This is a genomic window from Pseudomonas sp. YH-1 (assembly GCF_051990045.1).
GTDB classification, from domain to species: Bacteria; Pseudomonadota; Gammaproteobacteria; order Pseudomonadales; family Pseudomonadaceae; genus Pseudomonas; species Pseudomonas nicosulfuronedens.
Window position 1 is genome coordinate 5,136,023 of record NZ_CP178184.1, and the last position, 26,143, is coordinate 5,162,165.

28 protein-coding genes are annotated in these 26,143 nt (G+C 66.0%); 19 read left to right on the forward strand and 9 right to left on the reverse strand.

Going from position 1 to position 26,143, the window contains the following annotated elements; all coding sequences use genetic code 11:
* The first annotated feature begins 56 nt into the window (after window positions 1–56).
* Window positions 57–956, forward strand: coding sequence for a LysR family transcriptional regulator (locus ACKI1H_RS23325; RefSeq protein WP_440466512.1), 900 nt, complete (start codon window positions 57–59; stop codon window positions 954–956).
* Window positions 957–978: 22 nt separating this feature from the next.
* Here the strand turns inward: ACKI1H_RS23325 and ACKI1H_RS23330 are convergent, their stop codons facing one another.
* From ACKI1H_RS23330 to ACKI1H_RS23340, 3 genes are all read right to left on the reverse strand, one after another.
* Window positions 979–1,644, reverse strand: a complete 666-nt coding sequence (locus ACKI1H_RS23330) for a VIT1/CCC1 transporter family protein (protein ID WP_440466513.1) — start codon at window positions 1,642–1,644, stop codon at window positions 979–981.
* A gap of 99 nt (window positions 1,645–1,743) precedes the next feature.
* Entirely contained in the window at window positions 1,744–2,088 is a 345-nt protein-coding gene (locus tag ACKI1H_RS23335; RefSeq protein ID WP_138521575.1) for a cupin, read from the reverse strand.
* Window positions 2,089–2,283: 195 nt separating this feature from the next.
* Window positions 2,284–4,197, reverse strand: coding sequence for an LTA synthase family protein (locus tag ACKI1H_RS23340; protein WP_440466514.1), 1,914 nt, complete (start codon window positions 4,195–4,197; stop codon window positions 2,284–2,286).
* Window positions 4,198–4,469: 272 nt separating this feature from the next.
* On the opposite strand from ACKI1H_RS23340, the gene ACKI1H_RS23345 reads away from it, so the two are divergent.
* From ACKI1H_RS23345 to ACKI1H_RS23365, 5 genes are all read left to right on the forward strand, one after another.
* Window positions 4,470–5,129, forward strand: a complete 660-nt coding sequence (locus ACKI1H_RS23345; RefSeq protein WP_440466515.1) for a hypothetical protein — start codon at window positions 4,470–4,472, stop codon at window positions 5,127–5,129.
* A gap of 95 nt (window positions 5,130–5,224) precedes the next feature.
* Window positions 5,225–5,635: a hypothetical protein gene (locus tag ACKI1H_RS23350; RefSeq protein WP_440466516.1), complete on the forward strand. Its 411-nt coding sequence runs from the start codon at window positions 5,225–5,227 to the stop codon at window positions 5,633–5,635.
* 45 nt (window positions 5,636–5,680) lie between these two features.
* On the forward strand, window positions 5,681–6,025 hold the full coding sequence (locus tag ACKI1H_RS23355; protein ID WP_440466517.1) for a VOC family protein: 345 nt from the start codon (window positions 5,681–5,683) through the stop codon (window positions 6,023–6,025).
* A 114-nt stretch (window positions 6,026–6,139) separates the two neighbouring features.
* A complete protein-coding gene (locus ACKI1H_RS23360) occupies window positions 6,140–7,114 on the forward strand; it encodes a quinone oxidoreductase family protein (RefSeq protein WP_440466518.1) in 975 nt (324 codons plus the stop codon).
* 40 nt (window positions 7,115–7,154) lie between these two features.
* A complete protein-coding gene (locus tag ACKI1H_RS23365) occupies window positions 7,155–8,084 on the forward strand; it encodes a LysR family transcriptional regulator (RefSeq protein WP_440466519.1) in 930 nt (309 codons plus the stop codon).
* A gap of 60 nt (window positions 8,085–8,144) precedes the next feature.
* On the opposite strand, the gene ACKI1H_RS23370 is transcribed toward ACKI1H_RS23365, so the two are convergent.
* A complete protein-coding gene (locus ACKI1H_RS23370) occupies window positions 8,145–9,134 on the reverse strand; it encodes a zinc-dependent alcohol dehydrogenase family protein (RefSeq protein WP_440466520.1) in 990 nt (329 codons plus the stop codon).
* A 169-nt stretch (window positions 9,135–9,303) separates the two neighbouring features.
* Between ACKI1H_RS23370 and ACKI1H_RS23375 the strand changes: the two genes are divergently transcribed.
* From ACKI1H_RS23375 to ACKI1H_RS23385, 3 genes are all read left to right on the forward strand, one after another.
* Window positions 9,304–10,194: a LysR family transcriptional regulator gene (locus ACKI1H_RS23375; protein ID WP_440466521.1), complete on the forward strand. Its 891-nt coding sequence runs from the start codon at window positions 9,304–9,306 to the stop codon at window positions 10,192–10,194.
* A 91-nt stretch (window positions 10,195–10,285) separates the two neighbouring features.
* The gene (locus ACKI1H_RS23380) at window positions 10,286–10,846 is read left to right on the forward strand and encodes a GNAT family N-acetyltransferase (RefSeq protein ID WP_440466522.1); all 561 of its coding nucleotides are present in this window, start codon (window positions 10,286–10,288) and stop codon (window positions 10,844–10,846) included.
* The gene (locus tag ACKI1H_RS23385; RefSeq protein ID WP_440466523.1) at window positions 10,833–11,516 is read left to right on the forward strand and encodes a helix-turn-helix domain-containing protein; all 684 of its coding nucleotides are present in this window, start codon (window positions 10,833–10,835) and stop codon (window positions 11,514–11,516) included. Before ACKI1H_RS23380 ends, ACKI1H_RS23385 begins: the two co-directional genes overlap by 14 nt.
* Here ACKI1H_RS23385 and ACKI1H_RS23390 read toward each other — a convergent pair.
* The 4 genes from ACKI1H_RS23390 to ACKI1H_RS23405 form a co-directional block, all read right to left on the reverse strand.
* Window positions 11,505–12,392 (reverse strand): sterol desaturase family protein, encoded by an 888-nt coding sequence (locus ACKI1H_RS23390; RefSeq protein WP_440466524.1) that lies wholly within the window; start codon window positions 12,390–12,392, stop codon window positions 11,505–11,507. The genes ACKI1H_RS23385 and ACKI1H_RS23390 overlap by 12 nt on opposite strands.
* Before the next feature lie 123 nt (window positions 12,393–12,515).
* Complete coding sequence (locus ACKI1H_RS23395) at window positions 12,516–12,899, reverse strand: c-type cytochrome (protein WP_440466525.1); 384 nt, start codon at window positions 12,897–12,899, stop codon at window positions 12,516–12,518.
* 44 nt (window positions 12,900–12,943) lie between these two features.
* The gene (locus ACKI1H_RS23400; protein ID WP_440466526.1) at window positions 12,944–14,071 is read right to left on the reverse strand and encodes an MFS transporter; all 1,128 of its coding nucleotides are present in this window, start codon (window positions 14,069–14,071) and stop codon (window positions 12,944–12,946) included.
* A gap of 85 nt (window positions 14,072–14,156) precedes the next feature.
* Window positions 14,157–15,014 carry a LysR substrate-binding domain-containing protein gene (locus tag ACKI1H_RS23405; RefSeq protein ID WP_440466527.1) on the reverse strand — a complete coding sequence of 286 codons (858 nt, stop codon included), beginning with the start codon at window positions 15,012–15,014 and terminating at the stop codon, window positions 14,157–14,159.
* A gap of 111 nt (window positions 15,015–15,125) precedes the next feature.
* Between ACKI1H_RS23405 and phnD the strand changes: the two genes are divergently transcribed.
* The 7 genes from phnD (at window position 15,126) to phnX (ending at window position 22,184) form a co-directional block, all read left to right on the forward strand.
* A complete protein-coding gene (gene phnD, locus ACKI1H_RS23410) occupies window positions 15,126–15,998 on the forward strand; it encodes a phosphonate ABC transporter substrate-binding protein (protein ID WP_440466528.1) in 873 nt (290 codons plus the stop codon).
* Complete coding sequence (gene phnC, locus ACKI1H_RS23415) at window positions 15,995–16,795, forward strand: phosphonate ABC transporter ATP-binding protein (protein ID WP_440466529.1); 801 nt, start codon at window positions 15,995–15,997, stop codon at window positions 16,793–16,795. The genes phnD and phnC overlap by 4 nt, the downstream gene beginning before the upstream one ends.
* Entirely contained in the window at window positions 16,792–17,610 is an 819-nt protein-coding gene (gene phnE / locus ACKI1H_RS23420; protein WP_440466530.1) for a phosphonate ABC transporter, permease protein PhnE, read from the forward strand. Before phnC ends, phnE begins: the two co-directional genes overlap by 4 nt.
* Window positions 17,611–17,838: 228 nt before the next feature.
* Window positions 17,839–18,927 (forward strand): iron-containing alcohol dehydrogenase PsrA, encoded by a 1,089-nt coding sequence (psrA, locus tag ACKI1H_RS23425; RefSeq protein ID WP_440466531.1) that lies wholly within the window; start codon window positions 17,839–17,841, stop codon window positions 18,925–18,927.
* Between the two features lie 127 nt (window positions 18,928–19,054).
* Window positions 19,055–20,350 (forward strand): MFS transporter, encoded by a 1,296-nt coding sequence (locus ACKI1H_RS23430; RefSeq protein WP_440466532.1) that lies wholly within the window; start codon window positions 19,055–19,057, stop codon window positions 20,348–20,350.
* Window positions 20,351–20,391: 41 nt separating this feature from the next.
* Window positions 20,392–21,252, forward strand: a complete 861-nt coding sequence (locus ACKI1H_RS23435; protein WP_440466533.1) for a LysR substrate-binding domain-containing protein — start codon at window positions 20,392–20,394, stop codon at window positions 21,250–21,252.
* A 104-nt stretch (window positions 21,253–21,356) separates the two neighbouring features.
* Window positions 21,357–22,184, forward strand: a complete 828-nt coding sequence (gene phnX / locus ACKI1H_RS23440; RefSeq protein WP_440466534.1) for a phosphonoacetaldehyde hydrolase — start codon at window positions 21,357–21,359, stop codon at window positions 22,182–22,184.
* Between the two features lie 204 nt (window positions 22,185–22,388).
* On the opposite strand, the gene ACKI1H_RS23445 is transcribed toward phnX, so the two are convergent.
* Window positions 22,389–22,679: a DUF6021 family protein gene (locus tag ACKI1H_RS23445; RefSeq protein WP_440466535.1), complete on the reverse strand. Its 291-nt coding sequence runs from the start codon at window positions 22,677–22,679 to the stop codon at window positions 22,389–22,391.
* Between the two features lie 194 nt (window positions 22,680–22,873).
* Between ACKI1H_RS23445 and ACKI1H_RS23450 the strand changes: the two genes are divergently transcribed.
* From ACKI1H_RS23450 to ACKI1H_RS23460, 3 genes are all read left to right on the forward strand, one after another.
* Window positions 22,874–24,160 (forward strand): OprD family porin, encoded by a 1,287-nt coding sequence (locus ACKI1H_RS23450; protein ID WP_440466536.1) that lies wholly within the window; start codon window positions 22,874–22,876, stop codon window positions 24,158–24,160.
* Window positions 24,161–25,373: 1,213 nt separating this feature from the next.
* Window positions 25,374–25,655 (forward strand): hypothetical protein, encoded by a 282-nt coding sequence (locus ACKI1H_RS23455; protein WP_440466537.1) that lies wholly within the window; start codon window positions 25,374–25,376, stop codon window positions 25,653–25,655.
* Entirely contained in the window at window positions 25,652–26,143 is a 492-nt protein-coding gene (locus ACKI1H_RS23460; RefSeq protein ID WP_440466538.1) for a hypothetical protein, read from the forward strand. The genes ACKI1H_RS23455 and ACKI1H_RS23460 overlap by 4 nt, the downstream gene beginning before the upstream one ends.

Here is a 26,143-nt window from a genome sequence, read left to right on the forward strand (position 1 = left end):
AGATGACTGAAATATCGGCCTTCATTTGGAAGTGTCGAAATCACAGGTAGCGAATCATGGATCGACTGCAAAGCATGGCGGTGTTCGTCAGGGCTGCCGACAGCGGCTCCTTCTCGGCTGCCGGGGCGGCGCTGGGCATGTCCTCGCAGATGGCCGGCAAGCATGTCAGCGCACTGGAGGAGCGCCTGGGCGTCAAGCTGCTCAACCGCACCACTCGCCGGCAGAGCCTGACCGAGATCGGCCAGCACTACTATGAAAGCTGCAAGCGCGTGCTGGCCGAAGCAGAAGCTGCGGATGCCCTGGCCCTGGATCATCTCGCGGTACCTCGCGGACGGTTGCGGATCAGCGCCCCGGTGACCTACGGAACCTACTGCCTGATGCCACTGCTGGGCCGCTACCTGCGCCAGCATCCGGACGTGAAGATCGAGTTGTCGCTCAATGATCGTCTGGTGGACCTGATCGACGAGAACTTCGAAGCGGTGATCCGCATCGGCCCCCTGGACGACTCCAGCCTGGTCGCCCGACCCTTGACGGCCTATCGACTGATCGCCTGCGCAGCACCTGCCTACCTGGCCGAGCACGGCACTCCGCAGACGCCCGATGATCTGCAAGGGCACCATTGTCTGGGGCTTACCGCCTGGCCCCCGTCAGTCTCCGGGGGATGGCAGATGCTGGGGGGTGAAAGCCTGCAATTGCTTGCCCAGAGCAGCCGGCTTCAGGTCAACGACGCCCGTGCACAGCGTGCCGCCGCGTGCGATGGCCTGGGCATCATTCTGGGCGCCGAGATGATGCTTACCGAAGACCTTCGCCAGGGTCGCCTGGTGCAGCTGTTTCCCGATCTTCAGGCGCCGGCGCGGCAGGTCCATCTGCTCTATGCCAGCGACCGCCGCATGCCACCGAAGCTGCGCCGTTTCGTCGATCAGGTGGTTACCGAACTGGGAGCCAGGCCGACCTGAACTGGCATCCGGCCGCCGGGTGTCAGCCCCCCAGCGCGATGATGGCGAACAGCAGCGCAGTACCCACCACCGCCAACGCCATTCCGCCCGCCCAGGGTGAGCCACCGGAGTAGCGTGCGAGCATCCAGCCGGAGAGGAACAGCATCACCAGGGCCACTGCGTTTGAGGCTCGAATAGCCGGGCCGGTCTGCTGGATCAGCAGGAAGGGAATGACCAGCGGAAAGGTCGCCAGCACCACCAGCAGGAAGGTCGCCAGCGCCCCCTTGATGTCTTCCCAGCCGATCCGCGCCAGAGGCGGAGTTCCAACGGTTTCTCGCAGCAAGTGCAGGCGCAGCATTTCCAACCCGTCCGTGCTGACTGCCGTGGCTATGCGGGGTGGCAGTTCGGCGGCGACCAGCGCCTGCCCCTGGCGTGGGTCGGCGCTGCGCTGCAATTGGTGCAGCAGGGTCCGGCTGCGGGTGCGCTCGGTCCAGGTGCGCATCAGGAAGATCACGGCGTCGGCCAGCCCCCACGCGAGGTTGCAGCCCAGGGCGGCGATCAGCATCGTGCGGACCTCCTCCCGCCCCGAGGTCGCCACGCTCAGCGAGCCGATGAAGGTCATGGCCATCAGCAGGCCGAAAATCACTTCGGTGATGCGGTCGATCGGCTCCAGCACCCGCTGCCAGGTGCCCTTCTCGGCTTTGTCCATCGCACCCCTCCCGATCGGCGAGCGTGGCTCGTCGTCCCTCGTGTATGCCATTGAGTGAGCGCTTGCAGGTGGTGATCGAGGCAACACCTCACGCCGGGCCTAGCCCAGCCGGACGATATCGACCGAAATCTCCACGGCGGTGACGCTGCCGCGGTTCTCCAGCCAGTGTGTGGTGGTGTGGTCCTCGGGCCAGCCGACGCCCGGCCCATAGTCGGTAGCGATTCCGTTGCGATGGTCGGTGATGGTGCCCTGCAGGATGAACACCGTGCCAGGGCGATCCACGTGGTCATGCACCGGCCCGAAGACGCCGCCTGGCTGGAGGGTCACCCGTCGCATGCGCAGCTGGCGGCCCGCCATGCCGTCGATCTCCGGGCCGAGGTCGACCGAGGACAGCAGCTCCACCGTTACACCCCGGGTCTCGGGGGCCACCTCTACGCTGTTCATCAAGCAGGCCTCGCTGAACGACAGGTTCTCTGTGCCAGTAAAGACGCTGGCGGGCGCCGCTCGACGCGAGGCGACAAAGGGTCGCTCAGCCCACGGCTGGCAGGCGCTGCGAACTGCACGGCAGCGCACAAACCAAGGGACAGGCGTGAAGCGCTCAGGGCCGCTGCGACAGCGCCGGCTTCGTTGCCCGGCCTCCTATTTCCAGTCCAGCAGGTGGTGGGTGAAGCCGTAGCTCGCCGACTGGTAGTAGCTGATCGCCCGGTCCACCAGCGGGTCGTCGGACTTTGCCGTCACCTCCGTGCTCGCACCCAGCGCCTGGTTATGCCGGCGCAGTTCGCCACGCGGGCTGAGAATCGCCAGGTCCTGGCCGTCGAACAGGCCCAGGTGCTGGTAGTTGCCGATCACCACGCGCGGAGGCAGCGCGTTCGGCACCATCAGGTTGCGCCCATAGAAGGTCGAGGTGTAGTTCAGGTTGAGGATCGACAGCAGGCTCGGGGCCAGATCCAGCTGGCTCGCCAGCTCGCCGCGCTCACCGGCCGGCAGCAGCTTGGGCGCATAGATGAACAGCGGAATCTGGTAGTTCGCCACCGGCAGGTCTTCCTTGCCGGCGCTGCCTGCCGTGTGGTCGGCGACGAACACGAACAGGGTGTTGTCGAACCAGGGCTTGCCCTTCGCCGCCTTGAGGAACTGACCGATGGCGTAGTCGGTGTACTTCACCGCGCCATCGCGCCCCTCGCCGGAGGGAATGTCGATGCGGCCGTCCGGGTAGGTGTACGGGCGGTGGTTCGAAGTCGTCATCAGCTGCAACAGGAACGGCTGCTGGCGTGCATGGTCTTCGTCCGCCAGCTTGATGGCCTGGGCGTAGAGGTCTTCGTCGCTCATGCCCCAGGCGTTCTTGAAGTGGATATCCGACTCCTGGACGCTGGACTGGTCGACGATGCGGTAGCCGTTGCCGCCGAAGAAGGCATTCATGTTGTCGAAGTAGCCACGTCCGCCGTACAGGAACACGGCATCGTAGCCGACGTTCTTCAGTTGCTGGCCGAGGCTGGCGAAACCGCTCTCGCGGCCAACGCGCTTGACGATGGAGCGGCCCGGCGTCGGCGGGATCGACAGGGTGATGGCTTCCAGGCCGCGGTCGGTACGGGTACCGGTGGCGTAGAAGTTGTTGAAGTAGAGGCTGTTGCGGCGCAGCTCGTCGAGGTTGGGGGTGAGGTTGCGGCCATCGCCGTTGCTGCCCAGGTACTTGGCGCTCAGGCTCTCGATGGTCACCAGGACGATGTTGTAGCGCTTGGGCGTCCCTTCGCTGGCGATGCTGCGGCGAATGTCCATCGGATCATCACTGGTGAAGCGGGCGCCGGGTTCGGCCAGTTCGGCACGAATCTGCCGAGTCACCTGTTGCGCCGGCAGGGTGGCGTAGAACTGCGGGTAGTCCAGCTCGTTGTTTCGGAAGGCTGCGAAGAACTGGTAGGGCCCATTGCTTGCCAGCTCGCGGGCATAGGTGTTGCCGTCCTGGCCGCGCGGGGAGTCCTGATCCACCAGCAACCCGGCCAGCAGTGCCAGCGCCAGCAGACCCACGCAGCCCAGCAGACGGCGAGGCAGGGGCGCCACCTCGGCTTCGCGCAGGCGGCCAACAACCTTGGACAGTGCCAGGGTCACGACCAGCGAAATGGCCGCCAGGCTGCTCAGCAGCAAGCCGATCGGGTAAGACTCGAGGATGTTGTTCAGCACCTCGTCCGAGTAGACCAGGTAGTCGACCGCGATGAAGTTGAAGCGCACGCCGAACTCGTCCCAGAACAGCCATTCGGCCACCGCGGTGAAGAGCATCACGTAGACGCTGACGAACAGCGTTACCGCCAGCAACCAGCGCCAGGTCGCACTGCGCCAGACCCGCGCCGGCATCAGCAACAGGACCACGCCCATCGGCAGCAGGGCATAGACCAGGAAGCTCAGGTCATACAACAGGCCGATGGCAAAGACGCCCACGTGGCCCGCGCCCACCTCGGGCAGGTGGCTCACCAGAAGGACCAGGCGGGTCAGGAAGAAGACGATCAGCCAGAGCAAGGCGACCAGCGCCAGGAAGCGCGTTGGAGCCGAGCGGAAAAATTGCATGGGGTGTCCCTTGTAGAAGTCCTTCCTGCGCGGCACGGTGCAGCGCAGCTCAATGCCGTTGCCGGCGGCAGGGATGGGAAACTACAAGGTGAAAGGAAAAGAAATCGTCAAATAAAACTGCCGGTTTCGTGAATTGCCGGCGACCCGGAGTCGACCCGTCCCAGTACACGGAACTGGCACACGCTGGCGCGGCTCCACGTCTTTTTCACATGTCCTTGACGAGACCTTGATCGCGAGACTCGACAATGGCGGTAACTGACGAGTCCGCGCCCATGAACGACCCCCAACGACTGTTCGCCTCCGCCGCCCACCACGACCGCGCCGCCCACCCTGGCCGCTCGCTCGGCGCGGGTCTTTGCCAGCGGCTTCGGCAGTGGCGGCAGAAGCGTCTGCTGCGCCTGGCCCTGCGCATGGCCGAAGAGCCGATCCTGATGCTGGAGGTTTCGCAGTCTCCCGGTGACGCCTGGCCGGTCCTGCTGGAACACAGCAACCGCATCATCGTAGCGACCTGCCCATCCGCCGACTCGCTGGCCGAAGCCCATCGCAAGCTGCCCGAAGCGATGCAGCGACGGATCAGGGACCTTCCCGCACCTCAGGAGCACGCAGAGTTGCGCAAAGGTGCGGTCGATTGCCTGCTACTACCGGAAATCCCGCGCACTGCCTGCAACCGGAAGAACATCAACCTGCTGAACCAATGGATTCCGGTGACCCGCGACAGTGTGATTCTCTTCACCCGCGTGGACCATTCGAGCTCCGCGCCTGAAGCCCCCGTCCCCTGCCCTTGCGGCTCCGATCCCCATCCCAGCGGCCCGGGCTTCGGCAGCACCCAGGCCCTGGAGCGTGAGTTCCGGCGCCTGGGCTTTTCGCAGATTCGCCATTACAACGTGATCCCCGGCGTGGACGGGGTGCGGGTCTACATCCTGCGTAAATGATCGTTTTCACCGCCCGTCGCCGAGCCAGCGAACGGCCGGGTGGTCACTATACTGCTACTTTGCCACCACCGAAGTTTCTCAAAGGGGCCACCCCAATGCAGAACAGTACGGTCTTGCGCTATTTCCCCTGGATCGCCATGGCGCTGCTCGTGGGCAGTCTCGCCGGCTGGCAGATCGGCAATGCAATCGGGCTGAACGGCAACCGATGGTTTGCCGAACCTGAACTCACCTTCGAGATTCTGGTGGCACTCAGCGGCGCGCTCTGCGGCGCCCTGCTGTCCTATACCAGTGAGCGAGGGCCGGCGTGGCGAGCGCTCGGGGTACTGGCTGGCACCTGCTTCATCGTGGCCGTCCTGGGCTATTGCCGGCACAGCCTCGGCATCCCGTCGCCCGACATGGAGCTGCTGCCGTACGCCCGGCAATTCGTTCTGCAGACCTTCGGTATCTGGATTTCGCCGGTGTTCGGCGCGGCGCTGGTTTCGCTCTTGCGGGTGATTCTGCGCTGAAGCCTGTGACATGATCGAGGCTCCGCATCTATCTCCGGAGCTCCCATGCCGCTGTCCCTGCTGCTGCGCTGCCACGACCTCGACCTCACCCGCGAGCACTACCGCGACACGCTGGGTTTTGCCGTGACCGATTCCGCCGAGGGAACGCTCACCGTGCAACTGGAGGACTGCCGCCTGCTGTTCACGGCCCAGGACCTGTGGGGCCGCGAGGTGGGTTGCTCGGGCACGGTCTACCTGCAGCTCGCCGACGTCGCGCGCTACTTCGCCGCCGTAAAGGACCGGGCGCAGATCGCCTGGCCCCTGCAGGACATGCCCTATGGCTCGCGGGAGTTCGGCGTGCGCGATTGCAACGGCTACCACCTGGCCTTCGCTCAGCACACCAGGACCTGAGCAGGTCATTCGGATTGCTGCACGGCGTGCAGCCATGTCCTGCACCAGCCCTGTCTGGTGCATTAGCGTCACATCCCTAGACTGGCGAGCACCATCACCAGTCAGGGGAAGAACATGCTCACCCGCGCAGTACTGCAAGCCTTCGGAGGCCCGGAAGTCCTCCGTCTCGTACAAACCCAGGCACAACAACCCGGCCCCGGAGAAGTGTGGCTGGAACAGGCCGCCATCGGCGTCAACCCGCTGGACCTGAGCCAGCGCTCCGGTGCGGTGAAGGTATCGCTGCCCTCCTCGCTCGGCCTGGAGGGCGCGGGCACCGTGGCCGTCATCGGCGAAGGCGTGAGCAGCGTTCAGGTTGGCGACCGTGTCGCCTACGCCACCGGGCCGCTCGGCGCTTACGCCAGCGGCCGCCTGTACCCGGCAGAGCGCCTGGTGAAGCTGCCGGACTCCGTCAGCTTTGAAGATGCTGCCGCTGTACTGTTCAAGGGCATCACCGCGCACTACCTGCTCAAGTCCACCTGGCCGGTCGGTCCCGGCTCGCGCGTGCTGATCTATGGCGCCGCCGGCGCGCTGGGGCAACTGATGGTGCCCTGGGCCAGGCACCTGGGCGCCTTCGTCATCGGCGTGGTGTCGAAGCCACAGAGCGTCGAACGCGCCCGCGCCGCCGGCTGTAACGAAGTGCTGGTATTCGATGCTGAGACGCTGGCCGATCAGGTCCGCGAGCTCACCAACGGGCACAAGGCCGATGTGGTCTACGACCCCATCGGTCGCGCCACCTTCGAAGCCTCGCTGGACTGCCTGCGCCCGCGCGGCCTGCTGGTGAGCTTCGGCATGGCCTCCGGCGCACCACTAGCGGTGGAGGTCGCCACGCTGAACGCCAAGGGCTCGCTGTTCCTAACCCGGCCCTCGCTCGCCGCGCACACCGCCACGGCCGAGGAATACCAGCTGCGCGCGAAGGACGTCCTGCAGGCCGTCACGGACGGTATCATCCTGCCGCGGGTATGGCGTCGCTATCCCCTGGCGGAAGTTGCCCAAGCCCACGCCGACCTGCAGGAAGGCCGCTCTGAAGGGGCCATCATCCTCACACCATGAACCACCGCCGGGCGAGTGGATTCGCCGAATTGGGAGCCTTATGGATCTGCTCGATAGTCGCCAGGCCGACGAGCTCGCCACCCTCCTGGCGCTGGCCGAGCACGGCTCCTTCGCCGCCGCCGGCCGCGCCCTGCAACGCCACCCATCGGTGCTGTCGAAGCGCCTCGGCGCGCTGGAGCAGCGCCTGGGCGTGCGGCTGGTGGAGCGCACCACCCGGCAACTGCGCTTCACCGACGAAGGCCTGCGCCTGGTGGAGCGCCTGCGCCAGGCCGCCAGCCTGATCGCCGAGGCCCAGGACCAGGCCAGTCGCAGCGCGGCCCGGGTCCAGGGCCGCCTGAAGATCGCCGTGCCTGCCGCCATGGGCCGGCTGTGGCTGAGCCCGATTCTCTCGCGCTTCGTCCTCGATCACCCGCAGGTGACACTGGAAGTGGAGTACTCGGAACGCTTCGTCGACATCGTCGCCGAAGGCTTCGACGCCGCCATCCGCATCGGCGAGCTGGCCGACAGCCGCTTGCTGGCCCGCCGGCTCTGCGACCTGCGGCGCATCCTCTGCGCGGCACCCGACTATCTGGAGAGCCACGGCACGCCACGAGCCCCGGCGGAGCTGGCCAGCCACAACTGCCTGGGCTTCACCGGCCTGCACTCCTGGCCGGACTGGAAGCTGGCCAACGGCAACCGCCAGCAGACCGTCCGCGTCAGCGGCAACCTGCACAGCAACGACAATGAGGCCCTGCTTTCGGCGGCACGCCTGGGCGTGGGCATCCTCGCGGGCGGCGAATGGCTGATGAAGCACGACCTCGACGCCGGCCGCCTGGTGCAGGTGCTGCCGGGTTGGCAACTGGACGCTTCCGCCGGCATCTACTTCGTGCGCCCTTCGGCGCGCTACAGCTCGGCCACCAGCGAAGTGTTCAAGACCTGGATCGAGGAGCAGTTCGCCGGCGGCGCGCCTTGGGAGCGGCCACCAATCTGAACGGCCGGACGCAAGAACGGGCGCACGGCAGCGAAATACCGGGCGCCCGTTGTCTTGGTCTCAGACCGTGACGACTATCTTGCCGACCTGCTGGTTGGCTTCAAGGAAACGGTGCGCGTCCTGGATCTGCTCCAGCGGGAAGGTCCGCGCGATGACCGGGCTCAGCGCGCCGGACTCCAGCCCCTTGACGATGAACGCCTTGGCGCGCTCCAGCGCCGCCGGGTCGGCGACGATCTCGGCGTAGAGATACCCCTTCAGCGTCAGGCTCTTGCCCAGCACGGTGAACAGCGGGAAAGGCGTCGGCTCAGGGCTCAGCGCACCGTACTCCAGCAGGATGCCGCCCCGCGCCATGGCCTGTGTCAGCACCTCGAATCCTGGGCCACCGATGGGATCGAACACCACGCGGGCGCCCTGCCCACCGGTCAGCGCCATCACCTTCTCGACGATGTCCTCATCGTCGCTGACGATCACGTGATCGGCACCGGCGTCCAGCAACGCCTGTTTCTTCGCCTGGGTGCGGGTAACGGCGATGGACGTGGCGCCGACCATCCGGGCGATCTGGAAGGCCGCGAGCCCCACGCTGCTGGAAGCCGCCGTGACCAGTACGAATTCGCCCTTCGACAGCTTCGCCTGTTCCACCAGCGCGCCCCAGGCGGTGACGTACTGCATCCAGGACGCGGCGGCCTGCTCGAAGCTGAGGTTCCGCGGGTGCTTCACCACCAGGTGCGCCGGCACGTTGGCCACTTCGCCATAGGTGCCCCAGCGGGCGATATCCAGCGGTGGGATCAGGCTCACCGCATCGCCCACCGCGACGTCCTTCACCGTACTGCCCACCGCGCTCACCACGCCGGCAGCCTCGTAGCCCAGGCGGCTGGGGAACTCGGCTTCCTGCAGGTAAGCGTGGTTGCGGAACATCACTTCGGCGCGATTCAGGCCGATGGCCTTGACGGCGATCTGCACCTCCTCCGCCGCCGGGGCGGGTACGTCCACCGCCTCCAGCTTCAGGACGCTGGCGTCACCGTATTGGTGGATTCTGACAATGCGAGCCATGGCAAACCTCTTCTCGATCGGGGGCCGGGACGAAAGCGCCGGCCGGAATGGGAGTGTAGAAAGTCCCCGCGACGGTGCTCGACCGTCCGCGACATGGGGAGAATCTAGGCGTTGGCCGGGGCCGGATAAAGGCCTAGGATGGCCACACACTTGAAACACAGGGTTTGCAATGGACCGCCTCGAACAGATGACCTGCTTCGTCAGGGCCGTGGAGCTGGGCTCCTTCAGCGCGGCGGCGGAAGACCTGCAGCTGTCCTCCCAGTTGCTGGGCAAGCAGGTAAAACTGCTGGAGCAGCACCTGGGCCTGTCGCTGCTCAACCGCACCACACGGCGGCAGAGCCTCACCGACTTCGGCCAGGCGTTCTACCAACGCGCCAAGCTGATCCTCGCGGACATGGAGGCGGCGGAAAACCTGGCTGCCGTCACCCGCGGCACACCCAGCGGCCGGCTACGGGTCAATGCGCCGGTAACCTTCGGCATACGCACCCTGTCGCCGCGCCTGCTGGAGTACATGGTGCGCTACCCGCAGGTGTCGGTGGACCTGACGCTGTCCAACGAACTGGTGGACCTGGTCCACGACGGTTACGACGTGGTGTTCCGCATCGGCGAGCTGGCCGACAGCGGTCTGAAGGCCGTGCCGCTGACGCCCTACCGACTCGTTCTGTGCGCCGCGCCCGCCTACCTCGCGCGACGTCCGGCGATCCGCGCACCCGAGGACCTGCGCCAGCACGAATGCCTGGGCTTCGCCTTTTCCGATGGCCGCTCCCGCTGGACCTTCGATGGCCCGGACGGACGTATCGAGGTGCCGATTACAAGTCGTTTGACGATCAATCAGGGCGACCCGCTGCTGGCGGCGGCAGTGGCCGGGCTGGGCGTTGTGCTGCAGCCGCAGGAGCTGGTTGGCGATGCGTTGCGTAACGGCACCCTGGTGCAACTGCTGCCGCAATACCAGGTGCCGACCTCGCCCATGCACATGCTCTACGCCCCGGACCGACGCCTCACGCCCAAGCTGCGCAGCTTTCTCGACTTCGCCATCGCCGCCTTCGGTCGCCCAGCCTGAGATCGGGTGATGAGTGCAGGTCAGCCTTGCGCAAAGCTGGCCAGCGGCCGCCGGGAGACGGCAGACTGTCGCGCAAGATTCAAGAGCCGCCATGGATAGCCAAAGCCCACCCACCCTGCGCACCGAACGCCTGCTGCTCACGCCGGTGCAACTGACCGACGCACCGACCATCCAGCGCCTGTTCCCACACTGGGAAGTGGTGCGCTATCTGGACCGCCGCGTGCCCTGGCCCTACCCGGCCGACGGCGCACTGGTCTATGTGCGCGACGTGGTACTGCCGGCCATGGCCCGTGGCGAGGAATGGCACTGGATGATCCGCCTCGCCCCCCAGCCGGACGACGCCATCGGCAACATCTCGCTGTTCGACCAACCAGGCAATCACCGCGGTTTCTGGCTGGCTCCCGCCTGGCAGGGCCAGGGCTACATGAGCGAGGCCTGCGAAGCTGTCAGCCGCTTCTGGTTCCAGACGCTGGGCCGACCGCTGATGCAGGTGCCCAAGGCCATCTCCAATGAAGGTTCGCGGCGCATCTCCGAACGCGAGGGCATGCGCCTGGTGGGCCGCGACGAGGGCCATTTCGTCAGTGGCGTGCTGCCACGGGAAACCTGGGAGCTGACGCGGGAAGAGTGGCTGGCGCGCCATGCAGACGACTGAACGGGCCTGGCAGGGCGAGCTCTGGCTTGGCTCGGACTTCTGCCTCGTCGCCGGCACCACCGGCCATGCGCGCGCCCATGCCCACTACGCGCACCAGTTGCTGATGGCCAGCGAGGGCGAGGTGAGCGCGCTGATCGACGAGCAGCCACAGCAGGCCGGGCTGCTGGTCATCGCCTCCAACCAGCGTCACGCGATCCTCGACAGCAATCAGCGTGCCGTCACCCTGTTCGCCGAGCCGCTGGCCTTCGAACTGGCCGATCTTGAGTACCTCTGCCGGCAGGTCGGGCCAGACCTGCGAGAGCTCGCATCAGGCCTGCGCGAACTGCCGCGCCGACAGCTCGACCCGCGCCTGGAGAAAGCCCTGCAACGCATCCGCGCGCTGGACGACAACGCCCTGCCCGCCCAGGCTCTGGCCGAGGAAGCGTCGCTGTCGCTGAGCCAGCTGGAACGCCTGTTCAGCGGCACGCTGGGCCTCTCGGTGCGCCGTCTGGTGCTCTGGCAACGGCTGCGCCGGGCGCTGCGATTGGCCATGGCGGGCGACAACCTGACCACCGCGGCCATCGCCGCAGGATTCGCCGATTCCGCGCATTTCTCCCGCAGCGTGCGCAGCCAGTTCGGCATCCGTGCCGACCTGACACTGCGCCAGCTGAAGCTGCACCTACTCGACTAGCAGGCGGCGCAGCTCCATGGGCAACGGTGCCGGCGGATGCGCTGAATCGATGTGGCGGAACGGCTCGGCCAGCTGATCCAGGTACGCCACCGGGTAGTCGGGGCGGTCGCCAATACCCAGGTCATCCTCCGCCAACGCATAGTCCGGCAAGTACAGCGCCGTGCCCAGCAGGCGGTCCCAGAAGCTGAAGAACAGCGCGAAATTCACGTCCCCCGCCGTGCCGTATTTCAGGTGGTGCAGACGATGCAGCGGCGCCCAGGCGAAGACATGGCGCAGCGCACCGATGCGCATGTCCACGTTGCTGTGCTGCAGCAGCAACTGGACGGCAATGGCGAACGCCAGCAGCGCCGCGACCTCCACGGGAATCCCCAGTAACAGCAACGGCAGCGTGCCGCCGAGGGCTTCGAGCATCTGGTGCAACGGGTGCTTCATCAGCCCGTTGAAACCGTACAGCCGCGCAACGCTGTGGTGCACCGCATGCAGGCGCCACAGCAGCGGCGAACGGTGGCTGGCGTAGTGCACCAGGGTGATGCCCAGGTCGGCGATCAGCAGCGCTGCCAGCAGCTGCAGCGCCAGCGGCCAGTGCACAGGCCAGAGCTCGAAATGTGGCAGCCAGGCCACCAGCACCGGGATGGCGGCAATGGCCAGGGCATTGAGCGTTTCGTTGACCAGCGCGTGGGCAAGGTCACGCGGGCCGTCGTCATGGCTTCCGTTCCAACCCGCTCGATAGGGCCAGAGCCGTTCGGCGAGGAAGGCCAGCAGGATCGCCAGCGGCAGCAATGCCGGCAGGCAGAGCAGCGACACGCCTTCATCCACCAGGTAGAGGGCCAGGCCGATGAAGCCGAAGAAGAACGCAGGGGCGTAGAGGTGTCGCATGGGGCAGCTCCAGTGCAGTGAGAGCCGTCAGTGTTCCCGCCACCCCTTCCGGTGCGCTTGAACAATCCGCGCATTCAACGTCGATGCACCCCAGGACTTCTATGCCCAACGCCAAGGTCGGAATCATCGACTCCTGGAAATCACCTCCTTCATGTACTGGTTCAGATCACGCAGATCATCGATGCTCCAGGCGTGGGGCGGAATCTTCACACCGTTCTCGCGCAGCGTCCTGGGGATCAGGTTTCCATTGGGCCGAAGCACCACCGAAGACACGATGACGCCCGGATAGTCATTCAGGCGCTTCTTGAAAGCGGGTGTCGTGAGATCGGGCGTGGGCGGATTGCTCTTGTGGGCCAGTGGCCCGGTCGCCTTGATGTCCGCGCCATGGCAAACGGCGCATCGCTGCGAATAGAGTTTCTTTCCGTTGAGGTTATCCGCAAAGGATGTCGTCACCTGGGTCAGCGCCAGAATCCCTGAAAAACCGATGAGCAGTAGTCTCACATCCATGCGTCCTTGCCTTATCCATACACCTGCACCCAGAGCACTTGAGCTCAACGCCGCCAGGCACACCCGAGCGCGCTGAGCGCCAGTATCAGCGCCGCGCCCCCATAGGCCCAGATCGCCGGCACCTGCGGCAGCAACACGCCGGCCAGAATGGGCCCGAGCCCTGCTCCGATATCGCGCCACACGGCATTGCCGGCCAGCGCCTGGATGCGCGCCTGCGGATTGCGCTGCGCCACCAGCGTCACCACCAGCGGTAGCTGCAACGCGCGCAACACCAGCACGAAGAAGGCACCGACGAACAGCCAGTAGCTACCGAACATCAGCAGCGCCAGCGAGGTGGCCAGCGACAGCACGACCAACATGCGCAGCGCGCCGAAGCGATCCGCCAGACGCCCGCCGAACGGGCTGAAGAGCATCTCGCTGAGATAACGCACCGCCATCAGGATGCCTGCTACCAGCACGCCGGTAGCGCCCAGATGGGTCTGCGCGTAGAGCGACAGGCCGAAGACGAACAGCCCGTCGAGGGTCACGCCCTCGATGAAGGACCAGGTAGCAATGCTGTCCGGCAGGCGCAGGCGGCGGCCGCTGCTGAGCGGAATATCATGGCCCGCTGCCGGTAATGCGCGGGCGCGCCACAGGCCGCAAAGGGCCGCCACACAGAGCACGAAGAACACACTGCGCGGCCCGAACGCCTGCGCCATCACTGCCCCCAGCGGCAGCGCCAGCATCGGCCCGATGGACAGGGTCGCCCGCGAGCGTCCGGCGCGGCGCGCGGCGCCTTGCGCCTCGGCGGTAGCGAGGGTCTGGGTACTGAGGTTGAACGTGGCGAAGCACAGGCCCCAGACCAGCCGGAACACCAGCAGTACGGCAAATCCGGAGAGCGTCGCCGAGGCCAGCGCGCAAGCTGCAGTCGCCAGCGCGGCGAGGCTGCAGGCAGCTCGATCGCCATGGCGGGCGTAGAAACGAACCACCCAGCCGTAACCCAAGATGCGCACCAGACGATTAGCCGCCAGCAGGATGCCCGCTTCCACCAGGGTCACGCCAAAGTCCGCCGCGTACATCGGCAGCAGCAGGTACAGCAGCACGTCGGCGGGCAGGCACAAACCGAGCACCTGGGCGGAGTTGCGCGAATCTCGGTCGGCTCGCTGCAGGGCAGGCGTGTAAGCGGACGACATGACAGCCTCGTGACAACGACGGGGCAGCAGGATAACCCGCGCCCCGCCCCGCAGGACAAGCCTTACGCCGACGCCGCGAGCTGTGCTATTGCGCGAGCGAGCGCAGGAAGGAAGCGATCACCTGGCTGCTGCGGCGCTCGGCGAGGTAGTACAGGTAGGTCTCGGTGCACACCGGGTCGCCGCTGATGCGGATGGCCTTCAGGCGCGGGTCGGCGATGTACTCTGCCTCGGACACCACACCGATGCCGATGCCGCGAATCGCCGCCTCGCGCAGGGCCTCGCGGCTGCCGATCTCCATGGCGATGCGCGGAGTGACGTCGGCCTTGTCCAGCTCGCGCTCCAGCGCCACGCGGGTAGTCGAACCCTGCTCGCGGCGCAGCAGCGGCTGGCCTTGCAGGGTTTGCAGGCGGACTTCGTCGTGGCGCGCGAACGGGTGGTCGACATGAGCGAAGAGGATCACCGGGTGCCGTGCATACAGCTGCGCAACGAAGGCCGGGTCGTCATGCAGCCCGGCCAGCACGCCGACGTCGGTGACGTAGTTCTCCAGGTCGGCGAGCACCGAGGCGGAGTTGCCGATGCGGATCGACACGTCGATCTGTGGGTAGTCACGGCGGTACAGGTCGACCATCTCGATCACATGGAATGGCCCCACCGCGCCGACTTTCAACTGCCCCCGGTTGAGCTGGCCGGAATCGCGCAGCAGGTTGGTCGCCTCGGATTCGAGCATCGACATCTGCTGGGCGATAGGCAACAACGCGCGGCCCACGGCGGTCAGCTCGATGCGCCGGCCACGACGATGGAACAGTTCGACGTTGAATTCGCGCTCCAGGCCCTGCACCTGCGTGGTCGCCGTCGGTTGGCTGAGCCCAATGGCCCGTGCCCCGGCACTGAAGCTGGCGTGGCGGGCCACAGCGAGGAAGGTACGCAGGCGGGCGGTGGACATCCATAGCTCCTATCAATGGTTTTTCCGGAAAACCCATATTGATTTGATGGCGTGACTGTCACATGACAGCCCTAGCTTTGGCGCTACCGAACACAACCTCCGGGTAACGCCATGACTTCGCTGACCAGACTGTTCCGCTGCGCCGTGCTGCCGCTCGCCTTCGCCTCTGCCCTGCTGCCGAGCGCCCAGGCGCAGGACGCCCTCACTGTCGGCCTGATCCCTTCCGAGGACTCCCAGGCCATGATCAAGAGCAGCCAGCTGGTGCTCGACCAGTTGCAGGAGCGCCTGGGCATGCCGGTGAAGCCTTTCGTGGCCACCGACTACAACGGCGTGATCGAAGCGCTGCGCGCCGGCAAGCTGGACGTCGCCTACCTCGGTCCATTCTCCTACGTACTGGCGAACCAGGTCGCCGGCGCCGACGCCTTCGCCGTGGCGATGACCAAGAAGACCGGCACCAGCGCCTACCACAGCCTGATCATCGCCCGTAAGGACAGCGGCATCCGCAGCCTGGACGATCTCAAGGGCCATACCTTTGCCTTCGTCGATCCCAGCTCCGCCTCCGGCCACCTGTTCCCCAAGGCCGGCCTGGAACAATCCGGCCATGACCCGAAGGCACTGTTCTCGCGGGTGATCTTCTCCGGCTCCCACGACGCCAGCATCCTCGCCGTGGAGAACCGCAAGGTGGATGCCGCCGCCGTGGCCGACCGCATCCTCGCCGGCGCTATCAGTGCCGGACAGGTGCAGCAGGACGACTTCCAGGTTGTCTGGAAATCCGACGACATCCCCGAGTCGCCCATGGTCTGGCGCAAGAACCTCGACCCGGAACTGCAGCAGAAGCTGGTCGCCGCGTTTGCCTCGATCAAGGACGTACCGTGGGGCGACCAGGGCATGCTCAATGGCTTCCAGCCCACCAACGATGCTGCCTACAACGTCGTGCGCGACACCGCCAAAGTGCTCGACCTCGACCTGCGGAGCCTGAAATGATCCGCGTCGCCCGGCTGACCAAGGGCTACGGCGACAACCCGGTGCTGCGCGGGATCGACCTGCGCATCGAGGCCGGCGAGTTCGTGGTGATCCTCGGTCAGTCCGGCGCTGGCAAGTCCACCCTGCTGCGCTGCATGAACCGCCTGGCCCAGGCCGACGGCGGCGAATTGCAGGTGGCCGGCGTCGACGCCATGCAGGCGCGCGATACTCGCGACCTGCGCCGGCGGGTGGCGATGATCTTCCAGCACCACAACGTGGTGCCGCGCCTGTCGGTGCTCAAGAACGTGCTCACCGGGCGACTGGGGAGCGTCAGCACCCTCGCCTCGGTGCTGCAGCTGTTCAGCCGTGAAGACGTCGCCCTGGCCCGCGAATGCCTGCGTCGCGTCGAGCTGGAGCACAAGGCCGAAGCCCGCACCGACTCACTGTCCGGCGGGCAGATGCAGCGCGTGGGCATCGCCCGCGCGCTGGCCCAGCGACCGCAGGTGATCCTCGCCGACGAGCCGGTAGCGAGCCTCGACCCGAAGACCGCGCAGCTGGTCATGCACTACCTGCGCGAAGCCACCCGCACCCTGGGCATCACCGTGGTGTGCAACCTGCACCAGGTGGACCTGGCGCGCGAATTCGGCGACCGCATCGTCGGCCTCGCCAACGGTCGCCTGGTGTTCGACGGCACCCGCGAGCAACTGGATGACTCGGCCCTGCGACGCATCTACCAGCAACGCCCGAGCAGCGAGGCAACCGCCTACCAGACGGCCGCCCGCGCGGTCTACGCCAGCGAAACAGGAGCCGGAGCATGAACCTGCGCAGCCACCACTGGATGGTCGAAACGCCGCAAACCAAACGCGGCTGGCTGACCACCGGCGCTGCCGTGCTGGCGGTGCTCTACCTGCTGCACTGGAGCGCCGAGGGCGCGCAGCTGAGCTGGAGCGAACTGGCCAGCGGCCTGCCGCAGATCGGCGACTTTCTAAGCCGCTCGCTGCCGCCGGACCTGAGCATCCTGCCGAGCCTCTGGGGGCCAGCACTGGAGACCTTGCAGATCGCCCTCTGGGGCACTCTGCTGGGCATTGTCCTGGCCGTGCCGCTGGGCTTCCTCGCCGCGCGCAACCTGCATGGCAACCGCTGGCTCTATCTGGCTACGCGACAACTGCTCAACGTTATCCGTAGCATCAACGAGCTGATCCTCGCCCTGGTGTTCGTCTCGGCGGTCGGTCTCTGCCCCTTCCCCGGCGTGCTGGCCCTGGCGCTGCACGGCGTGGGCATGCTCGGCAAGTTCTTCGCCGAGAGCATCGAGGAGATCGACCAGGGCCCCATCGAGGCACTGCAGGCCACCGGTGCACGTCCCTTGCAAGTGATCGTCTTCGGCGTGTTGCCACAGGTGATCACCGCCTGGATCGCCGTAGTGCTCTACCGCTTCGAGGTCAACCTGCGCTCGGCCACCGTGCTCGGGATGGTCGGTGCCGGCGGCCTGGGCTTCGAGCTGGTCAGCAGCCTGAAGCTGTTCAAGTACCAGGAGACCGCTACCTGCATCGTCGTCATCACCATCATGGTGGTGCTCGCCGACCTGCTCTCCAACCGCCTGCGCCACGCCATCCAGGGTAACGGCCGGCACTGACCGTATCCGCCCGCCGAGTCGGATCGGCCTTTCCCCCTTCCGCCACAACCTCCTGCCGCGTGCGCCTCCCGGGCGCGCGCCGGGCAGGCTCACGCCCGGAGTTTGCACAAGATGCCCGCACCCGCCGTTATCGGTCTGGCCGATGCCCACCTGCGATCAATCGATTGGAACGAAACCGACGAGGCCCCGAGCATGGCCCCACGTTCAAACAACAACAAGGAACTGCCCATGCCTGCCCGATTCCACAATCCGGTCGCCACCGTTTTCGGTGGCGGCAGCCTGGAGCGCATCGCCGACCTGTGCGAAGGCAAGGTCGCCCTGGTGACCTTCCCCGAAGCCGCGCAACTGGGGCTGATCGACCGTGTTCGCGACCTGCTCGGCGACCGCCTCGCCTACGTCATCGACGACGTGCAACCCAATCCCGACGTGGCCTGGCTGCGCGATGTGCACGAGCGTTTCTGGCGTGAAGCAGCCGATTGCAGCACCGTGTTCGCCCTCGGCGGCGGCAGCGCCATCGACACCGCCAAGGCGCTGATCGTCAGCACCGCTTCCGGCCGCTTCGACGAACTGCTGGACCTGCTGGCCGCCGGCAAGCCCTTCGTCCCGGCACGGCACAAGACACTGATCGCCGCGCCGACCACCGCCGGCACCGGCAGCGAAGTGACGCCCTGGGCGACCCTCTGGGATGCGCAGCAACAGAAGAAATACTCCCTGCACCTGGACTGCACCTGGCCGCAGGTGGCGCTGATCGACCCGGACCTGATGCTCAGCGTGCCTGCCGGGGTGACCGTGTCCACCGGGCTGGACGCGCTGTCCCACGCGCTGGAATCGATCTGGAACCACAACGCCAACCCGATCTCCGACACCTTCGCCATCTCCGCCATCGAAGACATCCTCGACTGCCTGCCGCGCCTGCAACAGGACCTCGGCAACCGCGAACTACGCTCGCGCATGGCGCTGGCCGCGCTGAAAGCCGGCATGGCCTTCTCCAACACCAAGACCGCACTGGCCCACTCTATCTCCTACGAGATGACCCTGCGCCACGGCCTGTCCCACGGCATCGCCTGCTCCTTCACCCTGCCGCTGGTGCTGGGGCTGGCCTGGGGCCGCGACGCCGACCGCGACCGCGTGTTGCAACGCGTCTTCGGCAGCGACCTGAAGGGCGCACAGCAGCGCCTGCGCGAATTCCTCCATCGCCTCGGGGTCAAGACCGAGTTCGGCGATTACGGCGTGACGTCCGCCGAAGCCGAAGCGATGATCGACTTCGCCATGCAGGGTGCCCGCGGACGCAACTTCATCGGTTCGCAGGCCGCCTGACGCCGTCCTTCACCGGGCGGCCCTGGCTGCCGCCTTTTCCTGTTGCTCCGAAGACCTATCGCACCGAACAAGAGTGCCGACACGCCGAGCTTTCAGCCGGCGCGAGCGAACAAAAAGGAAAACCGCCATGAACCGTGCACAAACCCTGTCTGGGCCCGTCTCAGCTGTCACCCCGTTTCGTCTTGCCCAGTGGCGCATGCTGCTGGCCGCCATGTTCTGCTACCTGTTCTTCTACACCGGCCGCCAGACCTTCGGCTTCGCCATCCCCGGCATCCAGGCCGAGTTCGGCCTGAGCAAGGAAACCCTCGGCTGGGCCTCCAGTGCCATGCTCTGGATGTACGCCATCGGCCAGGCCATCAACGGCAACCTCGCCGACAAATTCGGCGGCCGGCGCATCATGAGCCTGGGCGCGGTGCTGTCCTGCGGGGCCAACTGGGTCACCAGTTTCGCCGGTGGCTTCGGCAGCCTGATCCTGCCGTGGGGCATCAACGGCTACTTCCAGGCCCTGGGCTGGGCGCCGGGCAGCCGCCTGCTGTCGAACTGGTGGAGCGCCGCCGAGCGCGGCAAGGTCTACGGCTTCTATGTGTTCGCCGCCGGTTGCGCCTCGGTGCTGTCCTACGTCACCTCGGTGGTCGTGATCGACGTGCTGCACCTGGAATGGCGCTGGATCTTCCGCCTGCCGGTCCTGCTGATGCTCGCCGGTGGCATCGTGTTCTACCTGGTGGCGCGGGAGCGTCCGCAGGACCTGGGCTTCGATCCGCTGGCCGACACCGGCGTGGCGAATGCCGAGGACCGCTCCAGCGAGGCAGCCCACGGTGAAGAGGAAACCTCGACGCAGCGCTACCTGGCTGTACTGAAGAACCCGCGCCTGCTGGTTGCCGCGCTGTCGCTGGGCTTCCAGAACGCCGCGCGCTACGGGCTGATCGTCTGGGTTCCGGTGCACTTCCTCGGCGCCGACTGGCAGAAGGGCCAGAGCTTCATCGACCCGAAGTGGATCACCATTGCCCTGCCCGTCGGCATGGCCGTGGGCGCGCTGAGCAACGGCTGGGTGTCCGACCGCCTGTTCGGCAGCAAGCGCTACCGCGCGATCATGCTCTACATGGTGCTCGGTGCCGTCACCAGCCTGTGGATGTGGAGCCTGCCGGCACACAGTGGCATCGGCCTGCTCGCGCTGTTCCTCTGCGGTTTCTTCGTCTACGGCCCGGCATCGAGTTTCTGGGCGCTCTGCCCGGACCTGGTCGGCGCACGCCGCGCCGGTACCGCCACCGGGATCATGAACTTCTCCTCCTACCTCTTTGCGGGTCTGGCCGAACCCCTGATCGGTCGCATGCTGGACACGACGGGCAATACTTCACTGATCTTCATCGTGGTCACCACGGCCTGCGTGTGCAGCGCGGTGGTCGCCCTGTTCGTCCGGCGCTGAGGGCACGGCCATGTGGCATGCCCTTGTCATAGAGAGACCTCATGTACCAGTACCACAAATGGTTGCGTTCCTTTCACGCCGTGGCCCGCACCGGCAGCTTCACCCAGGCGGCGGCGCTGCTGAGCGTTGGCCAGCCGACCATCAGCGAGCAAGTCAGCGGCCTGGAGAAGCGCTTCTCGGTGGAGCTGTTCCACCGGCGCGGGCGCTTCATCGAGCTGAGCCCGGCCGGGCAACAGCTCTACGCGATCACCCAGGGCCTGTTCGGCCAGGAGGACGAAGCCTTGCAACTGCTGCAGAGCTTCCAGCAGCGCAAGCAGGGCATGTTGCGCCTCGGTGCGGTGTCGCCGCCGATCGCCATGAGCCTGACCTACTCGCTGATGCAGCGTTACCCGCACATCGAACTGGAGACCTCCTTCACCAGCGAGGCCGGCACCCTGGAGCGGCTGTACAACTTCGACATCGATGTGGCGATCCTCGCCCTCTCGGAGTTCGACCAGCGCCTGAGCACGCAGCTGTATCGCACCTGCCCGATCCTCGCAGTGGTGCGCGACGATCACCCCTGGGCGCAGCAGGAATCGGTCAGCGTGCAGGAGATCGCCAGGGAGCGCGTGGTCCTGCGCGAACCGGCCTCGCGCACCCGCCAGCTGGTGGAAGAAGGCTGCCGCCGGCATGGCGTGGAACTGGACTGCGCCATGCAGCTGAACAGCCGCGAGGCCATCGTCCATGCGGTGGTGCATGGCATCGGCGTGGGCTTCGTCTCGGCGGTGGAATACGCCGATCGGCCCGGCACGCGCTCCATCGCCTTCGCCGAGGACCCGTTCCACATCAGCTACTACCTGTGCTGCCTGGGCATCCGCCGCAAGCGGCCGATCATCGCCGAACTGTTCGACTCCACGGCCTGACCCTCACCCCGAACACCGCGTGAAACCGCAAGCCTGCCAAGACGCCGGGCGGGCCGCGTTCACCCCTGCTTTTCACAAAGAATCCCCCTCACAGGAGCACCACCATGCATTACCAGCAACCCCAGCAACTGCAAGCGGCCATCCTCGACTGGGCCGGCACCGTGGTCGACTTCGGCTCCTTCGCGCCGACCCAGATCTTCGTCGAGGCCTTCGCCGAGTTCGGCGTGCAGGTCAGCCTCGAAGAAGCCCGCGGCCCGATGGGCATGGGCAAGTGGGACCACATCCGCACCCTGTGCGATATCCCGGCCATCGCCGAGCGCTACAAGGCCAAGTTCGGCCGTGTGCCGAGCGACGACGACGTCACTGCCATCTACGAGCGTTTCATGCCGCTGCAGATCGAGAAGATCGCCGAGCACTCGGCGCTTATTCCTGGCGCACTGGACGCCATTGCTGCCGTACGCAAAGGCGGGCTGAAGGTCGGTTCCTGCTCTGGTTACCCGGCGGTGGTGATGGAGAAGGTCGTTGCCCTGGCCAAGGCCAACGGCTACGTCGCCGACCACGTGGTCGCCACCGATGAAGTGCCCAACGGCCGGCCGCATCCGGCGCAGGCACTGGCCAACGTGATCGCCCTGGGCATCAACGACGTGGCAGCGTGCGTGAAGGTCGACGACACCTGGCCGGGCATCCTCGAAGGCCGCAGCGCCGGCATGTGGACCGTGGCGCTGACCTGCTCGGGCAACGCCCTGGGCCTGACTTACGAGCAGTACAAGGCGCTGCCGGCAGAGAAGCTGGACCAGGAGCGCCGCCGCATCGGGCAGATGTTCGAGGGCTCGCGGCCGCACTACCTGATCGACACCATCGCCGAGCTGCCGGCAGTGATCGTCGATATCAATGCTCGGTTGGCCAGGGGGGATATGCCGCAGGCCTGCTGAGCTCCCACCGGCTGAACCCATCCTGTAAATGGTGCCCCGAACACCGGGCCGCTGATCATTCGCCAGCTGAACTGGGCGTAGGATGGCGTGGAGCGCAGCGATACCCATCGCCACCTCGCACCATCAGCAGGGGTATCGCTGCGCTCCACCCATCCTACAAACAGCTCGCCGGACACATCGAATCGAGAGGTTGTACGGCGCTCTTCAGTGCCCCGAATACGGCGGATACTTGTCCCCCGGCACTCGCCGCTGACGCTGCGGGTCAGGGCCGTCATGGGGAACGCGAGGCGGATGCGGTGGGTCGATCTGCGGATCGGCAAGGTCCGGCGAATCCGGGTCAAAACCCAGCTCCGGATCGATATGCCGCGAACCGCCAAGGGGCACCTGACGCTGCGGGTAACCAGGCAACCCATGCTTGTCGCCGGGGCCGGACCTATCCGGCCAGCGTTCAGGGGCAACGCCCGGGCGCTCTCTGATTTCACCATGGCCTTTCATGCTCACCTCCAGCGGTTCGGGTAATGGCATGACGGTGGACGCGGGGCTGGCCCGAAGGTTTCAGCCGATTGTCCGACGGTACCGCCAGCACATTCACCCAAGCGGAAACCCGCGATCTAGACCATGGTCGCAAAGACCCCGCCGCACATCTGTGACACCTTCGCGCGCTTTTTTAGTGCCCCCGGAGTCACCGCATGCCCTCGCCCCTCTCCTCCAGCCCGCTCACTCGCCTGGGCGCCCTCGCCTTGCTCGGTGGCATCGCCGCCCCGGCCAGCGCCGACTTCCTGGAGGACAGCAGCGCGCGCCTGGAATCGCGCACCTTCTACTTCAACCGCGACTTCCGCGACGGCAGCTCGTCCAACCCGCAGGGTGCATCCAAGCGTGAGGAAACCGCCCAGGGCTTCATCCTCAATCTGCAGTCGGGCTACACCGAAGGCACCGTCGGCTTCGGCGTCGACGCCCTGGCCATGCTCGGCGTAAAGCTCGACTCCAGCCCCGCCGACAGCAATAGCGGGCTGCTGCCCTCCAGCGGTCACGACCCGCGCCACTCCGAAGACCAGTACGCCAAGGCCGGCGTCACCGGCAAGCTGCGCGTCTCCCATACCCAGTTCAAGTACGGCGCGATGCTGCCGGACATGCCGCTGCTCAAGTACAACGACGGCCGCCTGCTGCCCAACATGTTCCACGGCGCGCAGCTGACCAGCGAGGAAATCGCCCACCTCAAGCTCACCGCCACGCGCCTGGAGCGCTACACCGCCCGCGACTCCACCGACGCCCAGGACGTGCGCCTGAACTGCAAGAACAAACGCTACGCCTGCGACACCACTGGCAACCGCTTCGACTCCTACCAGGCCGACTACCAGGTCAATGATCAGCTCCTGCTGCAATACGCCCAGGGCGGACTGGAGAATGTCTACCGGCAGCGCTACGTCGGCATTGTCGGCAAGCAGGCGGTCGGCGCCGGCAAGGTCACTGCCGACCTGCGCTGGTTCGACAGCGACGACGCCGGTTCGGCCCGTGCCGGCGAGATCGACAACCGCGCCTTGAGCCTGTTGTTGTCCTACGCCCAGGGTGGCCACGTGTTCAGCGCCGGCTGGCAGCGCATGAATGGCGACACCTCCATGCCCTACCTCGACGGCAGCAATCCCTACCTCGCCAACTACGTGCAGGTGAACGACTTCGCCAACGCCCAGGAGCGCTCCTGGCAACTGCGCTACGACTTCGACCTGCGCAGCGTCGGCGTGCCCGGCCTCAGCTTCATGACCCGCTACGTCAACGGCGACCACATCGCCCTGGCCAACGGCGACGAAGGCAAGGAATGGGAACGCGACGTGGAGTTCAAGTACGTGATCCAGGCCGGCACCTTCAAGGACCTGAGCCTGCGCCTGCGCAATGCCACCTACCGCACCAACTACGAACAGTCGGCGCGTGACGTGGATGAGGTGCGATTGATCGCGAGCTACAACTTCGCGATTCTCTGAAGTGCCTGAGCGGGCTCTGCGCGATCCGCTGACTGTACCGGCGTCTGTTCGGCGCCGGTGTTGGTCTGTTGCTTCCGCTTAGGTGTTTCTGCGCCGCTCAGGCGTGCGCGGATGTTTCGCTGGAAGACTCACAAAAAACCAAAGCGCGAACCGGAACCGGCAACTTTGCAGGAGCGAGCTTGCTCGCGAACCGAACTTTTCCGCCGCCCGGCAATGACTCTTGTACGGTGGCTCGGCGGCGTTCCGTGAGCTTGCGATGCCCATGCTGTCGGCGCTTGGGCATTGATGGGTATCGCTGCGCTCCACGCCATCCTACGTTCTTGTCACGCCGTGATTTCGAGGTGGATGGAAGCTCCGGGCACAGGCGAAAGCCGATAGCAACCGCACAGCTCCGGTTCTGGCTCTGACTTGACAAGTTTTCCAGAGAAACACCCGCGCACTCCGGAGTGCCCCGTTCAGGAGGCCTCGTTGAATTGGAGTTTCAGGGGTTGAGCGACATGGATGTCGCGAGAGCGGCGATGGGCCAGGGACGGCCCTTCGCCGCGGGCCCCTGAAACTTCAATTCAACGAGGGAATTTTTCGCCTAAGCGAAAAACCGGATGTCCGGGGCAAGCCTTCTTGGTTACTTCTTTGGCGCTTGAAAGAAGTGACTCGCCCGAGGGGGCGAAACAGAATCTTGCAGCACACGCCGAAGCGACGCAGGAACGCCCAAGCACGAACAAGAGCATCGCGGAGAAGCTCCGCTCCTACTGGGACGCCGTCCTACATATTGGGGCAATGGATGAGACCCGTTTCATTCTGTCGGCAATGTCCTGCCTCGGGATCGTCGTCACCAACCGAAAAGTCCCACGTGCCATTAGCCTTGCGGGCCTACGAGCGCCATCTCTAGCCTCTGGTTCGCCGCAGCGTCATCGCGGTCGGGTGTAGGAACCCGGTAAGGAGTCAGAAAAACGGTAGCTCTGTAGCCACGATTCGCGGAAGTTGTCTTGTGACTCGTGCCTCTATGGCGGCCGTGTGAGGAGGCTTCGGCCTGCCCGTTTTGGCTCTAGATGGGTTTCCTACCCTTACACGGTCCGCCTCTCTCCCCGTAGGAAGGTCGATTGGCGGCTACTTGGTCCTTGGAACAATAGAGCCGATATGAACTATCCCCCTTTCTCCCCCGTGCACCGCCCCTCATCACGCCAGGATTCAACCCTCCACCCGGAGGTGCCCCATGCGTGAATTTCTCCCCATCGCCTTGACCGGCCAGTTCGGCGAGGAAGTCCTCTTCATCAACGCCCTCGCCCCGGTCGAACACCTGCGCGAAGCCGCCCTGCGCCGCATCACGGCGGTCGAAAACCTGCTGCAGTTGATGGAAGACGACAGCGACTGTGGCCTCATCCGCGCCACCGCGCGCTTCGCCTCCGCCTTGGCTCCGCTGGTCAGCGAAGCCCGCCAGCTCTACGAACTGGCCCTGGAACGCCCCAGCTACAAGGCAGGACCAACCGAGCGATGAACACCCACACCCCCTCTGCCATCGATCACTACACCTCCGCCATGCAGGCCATCGGCTCGCTTCGCGACCTCCTGCACAGCCGCGAGCCCGCGCTTCTGCCCCTGCTCGCCCGTGCCCAGGAACATCTCGAGAACGGCTTCTGGCTGACCCACCTGAAGGTACTGAGCAATGTCCGGGAAGTCTCCGCCACGCCCTACTGCCGGCGTATTCCTCTCACGCCAGTGCAGTCCCACCATCTCGACCTGCTGCGTGCCGGCATGCTCGAAGCACAGGACAGCCTGGCGCCGGACCACCTGGCCACTCCGTGGACTTCCCTGTTCAACGCGCGGCAGCATTTCGCGGTCGGAAAGAAGCGCACCTGCTTCGAGACGGGTTACCTGATCCGCTTCTTCCAGCTGCTGCAGGAGGCACGGCACGGCGTGCCACAGTGGGTGCTGCGCACGCACAGCATCACACCGGGCAACCGTACCTACCGTTATCGACCCTGA

Coding starts and splice junctions, on each gene's coding strand:
- ACKI1H_RS23325 (WP_440466512.1), top strand. CDS start 57: ATGGATCGACTGCAAAGCATGGCGGTGTTCGTCAGGGCTGCCGACAGC.
- ACKI1H_RS23330 (WP_440466513.1), bottom strand. CDS start 1,644: ATGGACAAAGCCGAGAAGGGCACCTGGCAGCGGGTGCTGGAGCCGATC.
- ACKI1H_RS23335 (WP_138521575.1), bottom strand. CDS start 2,088: ATGAACAGCGTAGAGGTGGCCCCCGAGACCCGGGGTGTAACGGTGGAG.
- ACKI1H_RS23340 (WP_440466514.1), bottom strand. CDS start 4,197: ATGCAATTTTTCCGCTCGGCTCCAACGCGCTTCCTGGCGCTGGTCGCC.
- ACKI1H_RS23345 (WP_440466515.1), top strand. CDS start 4,470: ATGAACGACCCCCAACGACTGTTCGCCTCCGCCGCCCACCACGACCGC.
- ACKI1H_RS23350 (WP_440466516.1), top strand. CDS start 5,225: ATGCAGAACAGTACGGTCTTGCGCTATTTCCCCTGGATCGCCATGGCG.
- ACKI1H_RS23355 (WP_440466517.1), top strand. CDS start 5,681: ATGCCGCTGTCCCTGCTGCTGCGCTGCCACGACCTCGACCTCACCCGC.
- ACKI1H_RS23360 (WP_440466518.1), top strand. CDS start 6,140: ATGCTCACCCGCGCAGTACTGCAAGCCTTCGGAGGCCCGGAAGTCCTC.
- ACKI1H_RS23365 (WP_440466519.1), top strand. CDS start 7,155: ATGGATCTGCTCGATAGTCGCCAGGCCGACGAGCTCGCCACCCTCCTG.
- ACKI1H_RS23370 (WP_440466520.1), bottom strand. CDS start 9,134: ATGGCTCGCATTGTCAGAATCCACCAATACGGTGACGCCAGCGTCCTG.
- ACKI1H_RS23375 (WP_440466521.1), top strand. CDS start 9,304: ATGGACCGCCTCGAACAGATGACCTGCTTCGTCAGGGCCGTGGAGCTG.
- ACKI1H_RS23380 (WP_440466522.1), top strand. CDS start 10,286: ATGGATAGCCAAAGCCCACCCACCCTGCGCACCGAACGCCTGCTGCTC.
- ACKI1H_RS23385 (WP_440466523.1), top strand. CDS start 10,833: ATGCAGACGACTGAACGGGCCTGGCAGGGCGAGCTCTGGCTTGGCTCG.
- ACKI1H_RS23390 (WP_440466524.1), bottom strand. CDS start 12,392: ATGCGACACCTCTACGCCCCTGCGTTCTTCTTCGGCTTCATCGGCCTG.
- ACKI1H_RS23395 (WP_440466525.1), bottom strand. CDS start 12,899: ATGGATGTGAGACTACTGCTCATCGGTTTTTCAGGGATTCTGGCGCTG.
- ACKI1H_RS23400 (WP_440466526.1), bottom strand. CDS start 14,071: ATGTCGTCCGCTTACACGCCTGCCCTGCAGCGAGCCGACCGAGATTCG.
- ACKI1H_RS23405 (WP_440466527.1), bottom strand. CDS start 15,014: ATGTCCACCGCCCGCCTGCGTACCTTCCTCGCTGTGGCCCGCCACGCC.
- phnD (WP_440466528.1), top strand. CDS start 15,126: ATGACTTCGCTGACCAGACTGTTCCGCTGCGCCGTGCTGCCGCTCGCC.
- phnC (WP_440466529.1), top strand. CDS start 15,995: ATGATCCGCGTCGCCCGGCTGACCAAGGGCTACGGCGACAACCCGGTG.
- phnE (WP_440466530.1), top strand. CDS start 16,792: ATGAACCTGCGCAGCCACCACTGGATGGTCGAAACGCCGCAAACCAAA.
- psrA (WP_440466531.1), top strand. CDS start 17,839: ATGCCTGCCCGATTCCACAATCCGGTCGCCACCGTTTTCGGTGGCGGC.
- ACKI1H_RS23430 (WP_440466532.1), top strand. CDS start 19,055: ATGAACCGTGCACAAACCCTGTCTGGGCCCGTCTCAGCTGTCACCCCG.
- ACKI1H_RS23435 (WP_440466533.1), top strand. CDS start 20,392: ATGTACCAGTACCACAAATGGTTGCGTTCCTTTCACGCCGTGGCCCGC.
- phnX (WP_440466534.1), top strand. CDS start 21,357: ATGCATTACCAGCAACCCCAGCAACTGCAAGCGGCCATCCTCGACTGG.
- ACKI1H_RS23445 (WP_440466535.1), bottom strand. CDS start 22,679: ATGAAAGGCCATGGTGAAATCAGAGAGCGCCCGGGCGTTGCCCCTGAA.
- ACKI1H_RS23450 (WP_440466536.1), top strand. CDS start 22,874: ATGCCCTCGCCCCTCTCCTCCAGCCCGCTCACTCGCCTGGGCGCCCTC.
- ACKI1H_RS23455 (WP_440466537.1), top strand. CDS start 25,374: ATGCGTGAATTTCTCCCCATCGCCTTGACCGGCCAGTTCGGCGAGGAA.
- ACKI1H_RS23460 (WP_440466538.1), top strand. CDS start 25,652: ATGAACACCCACACCCCCTCTGCCATCGATCACTACACCTCCGCCATG.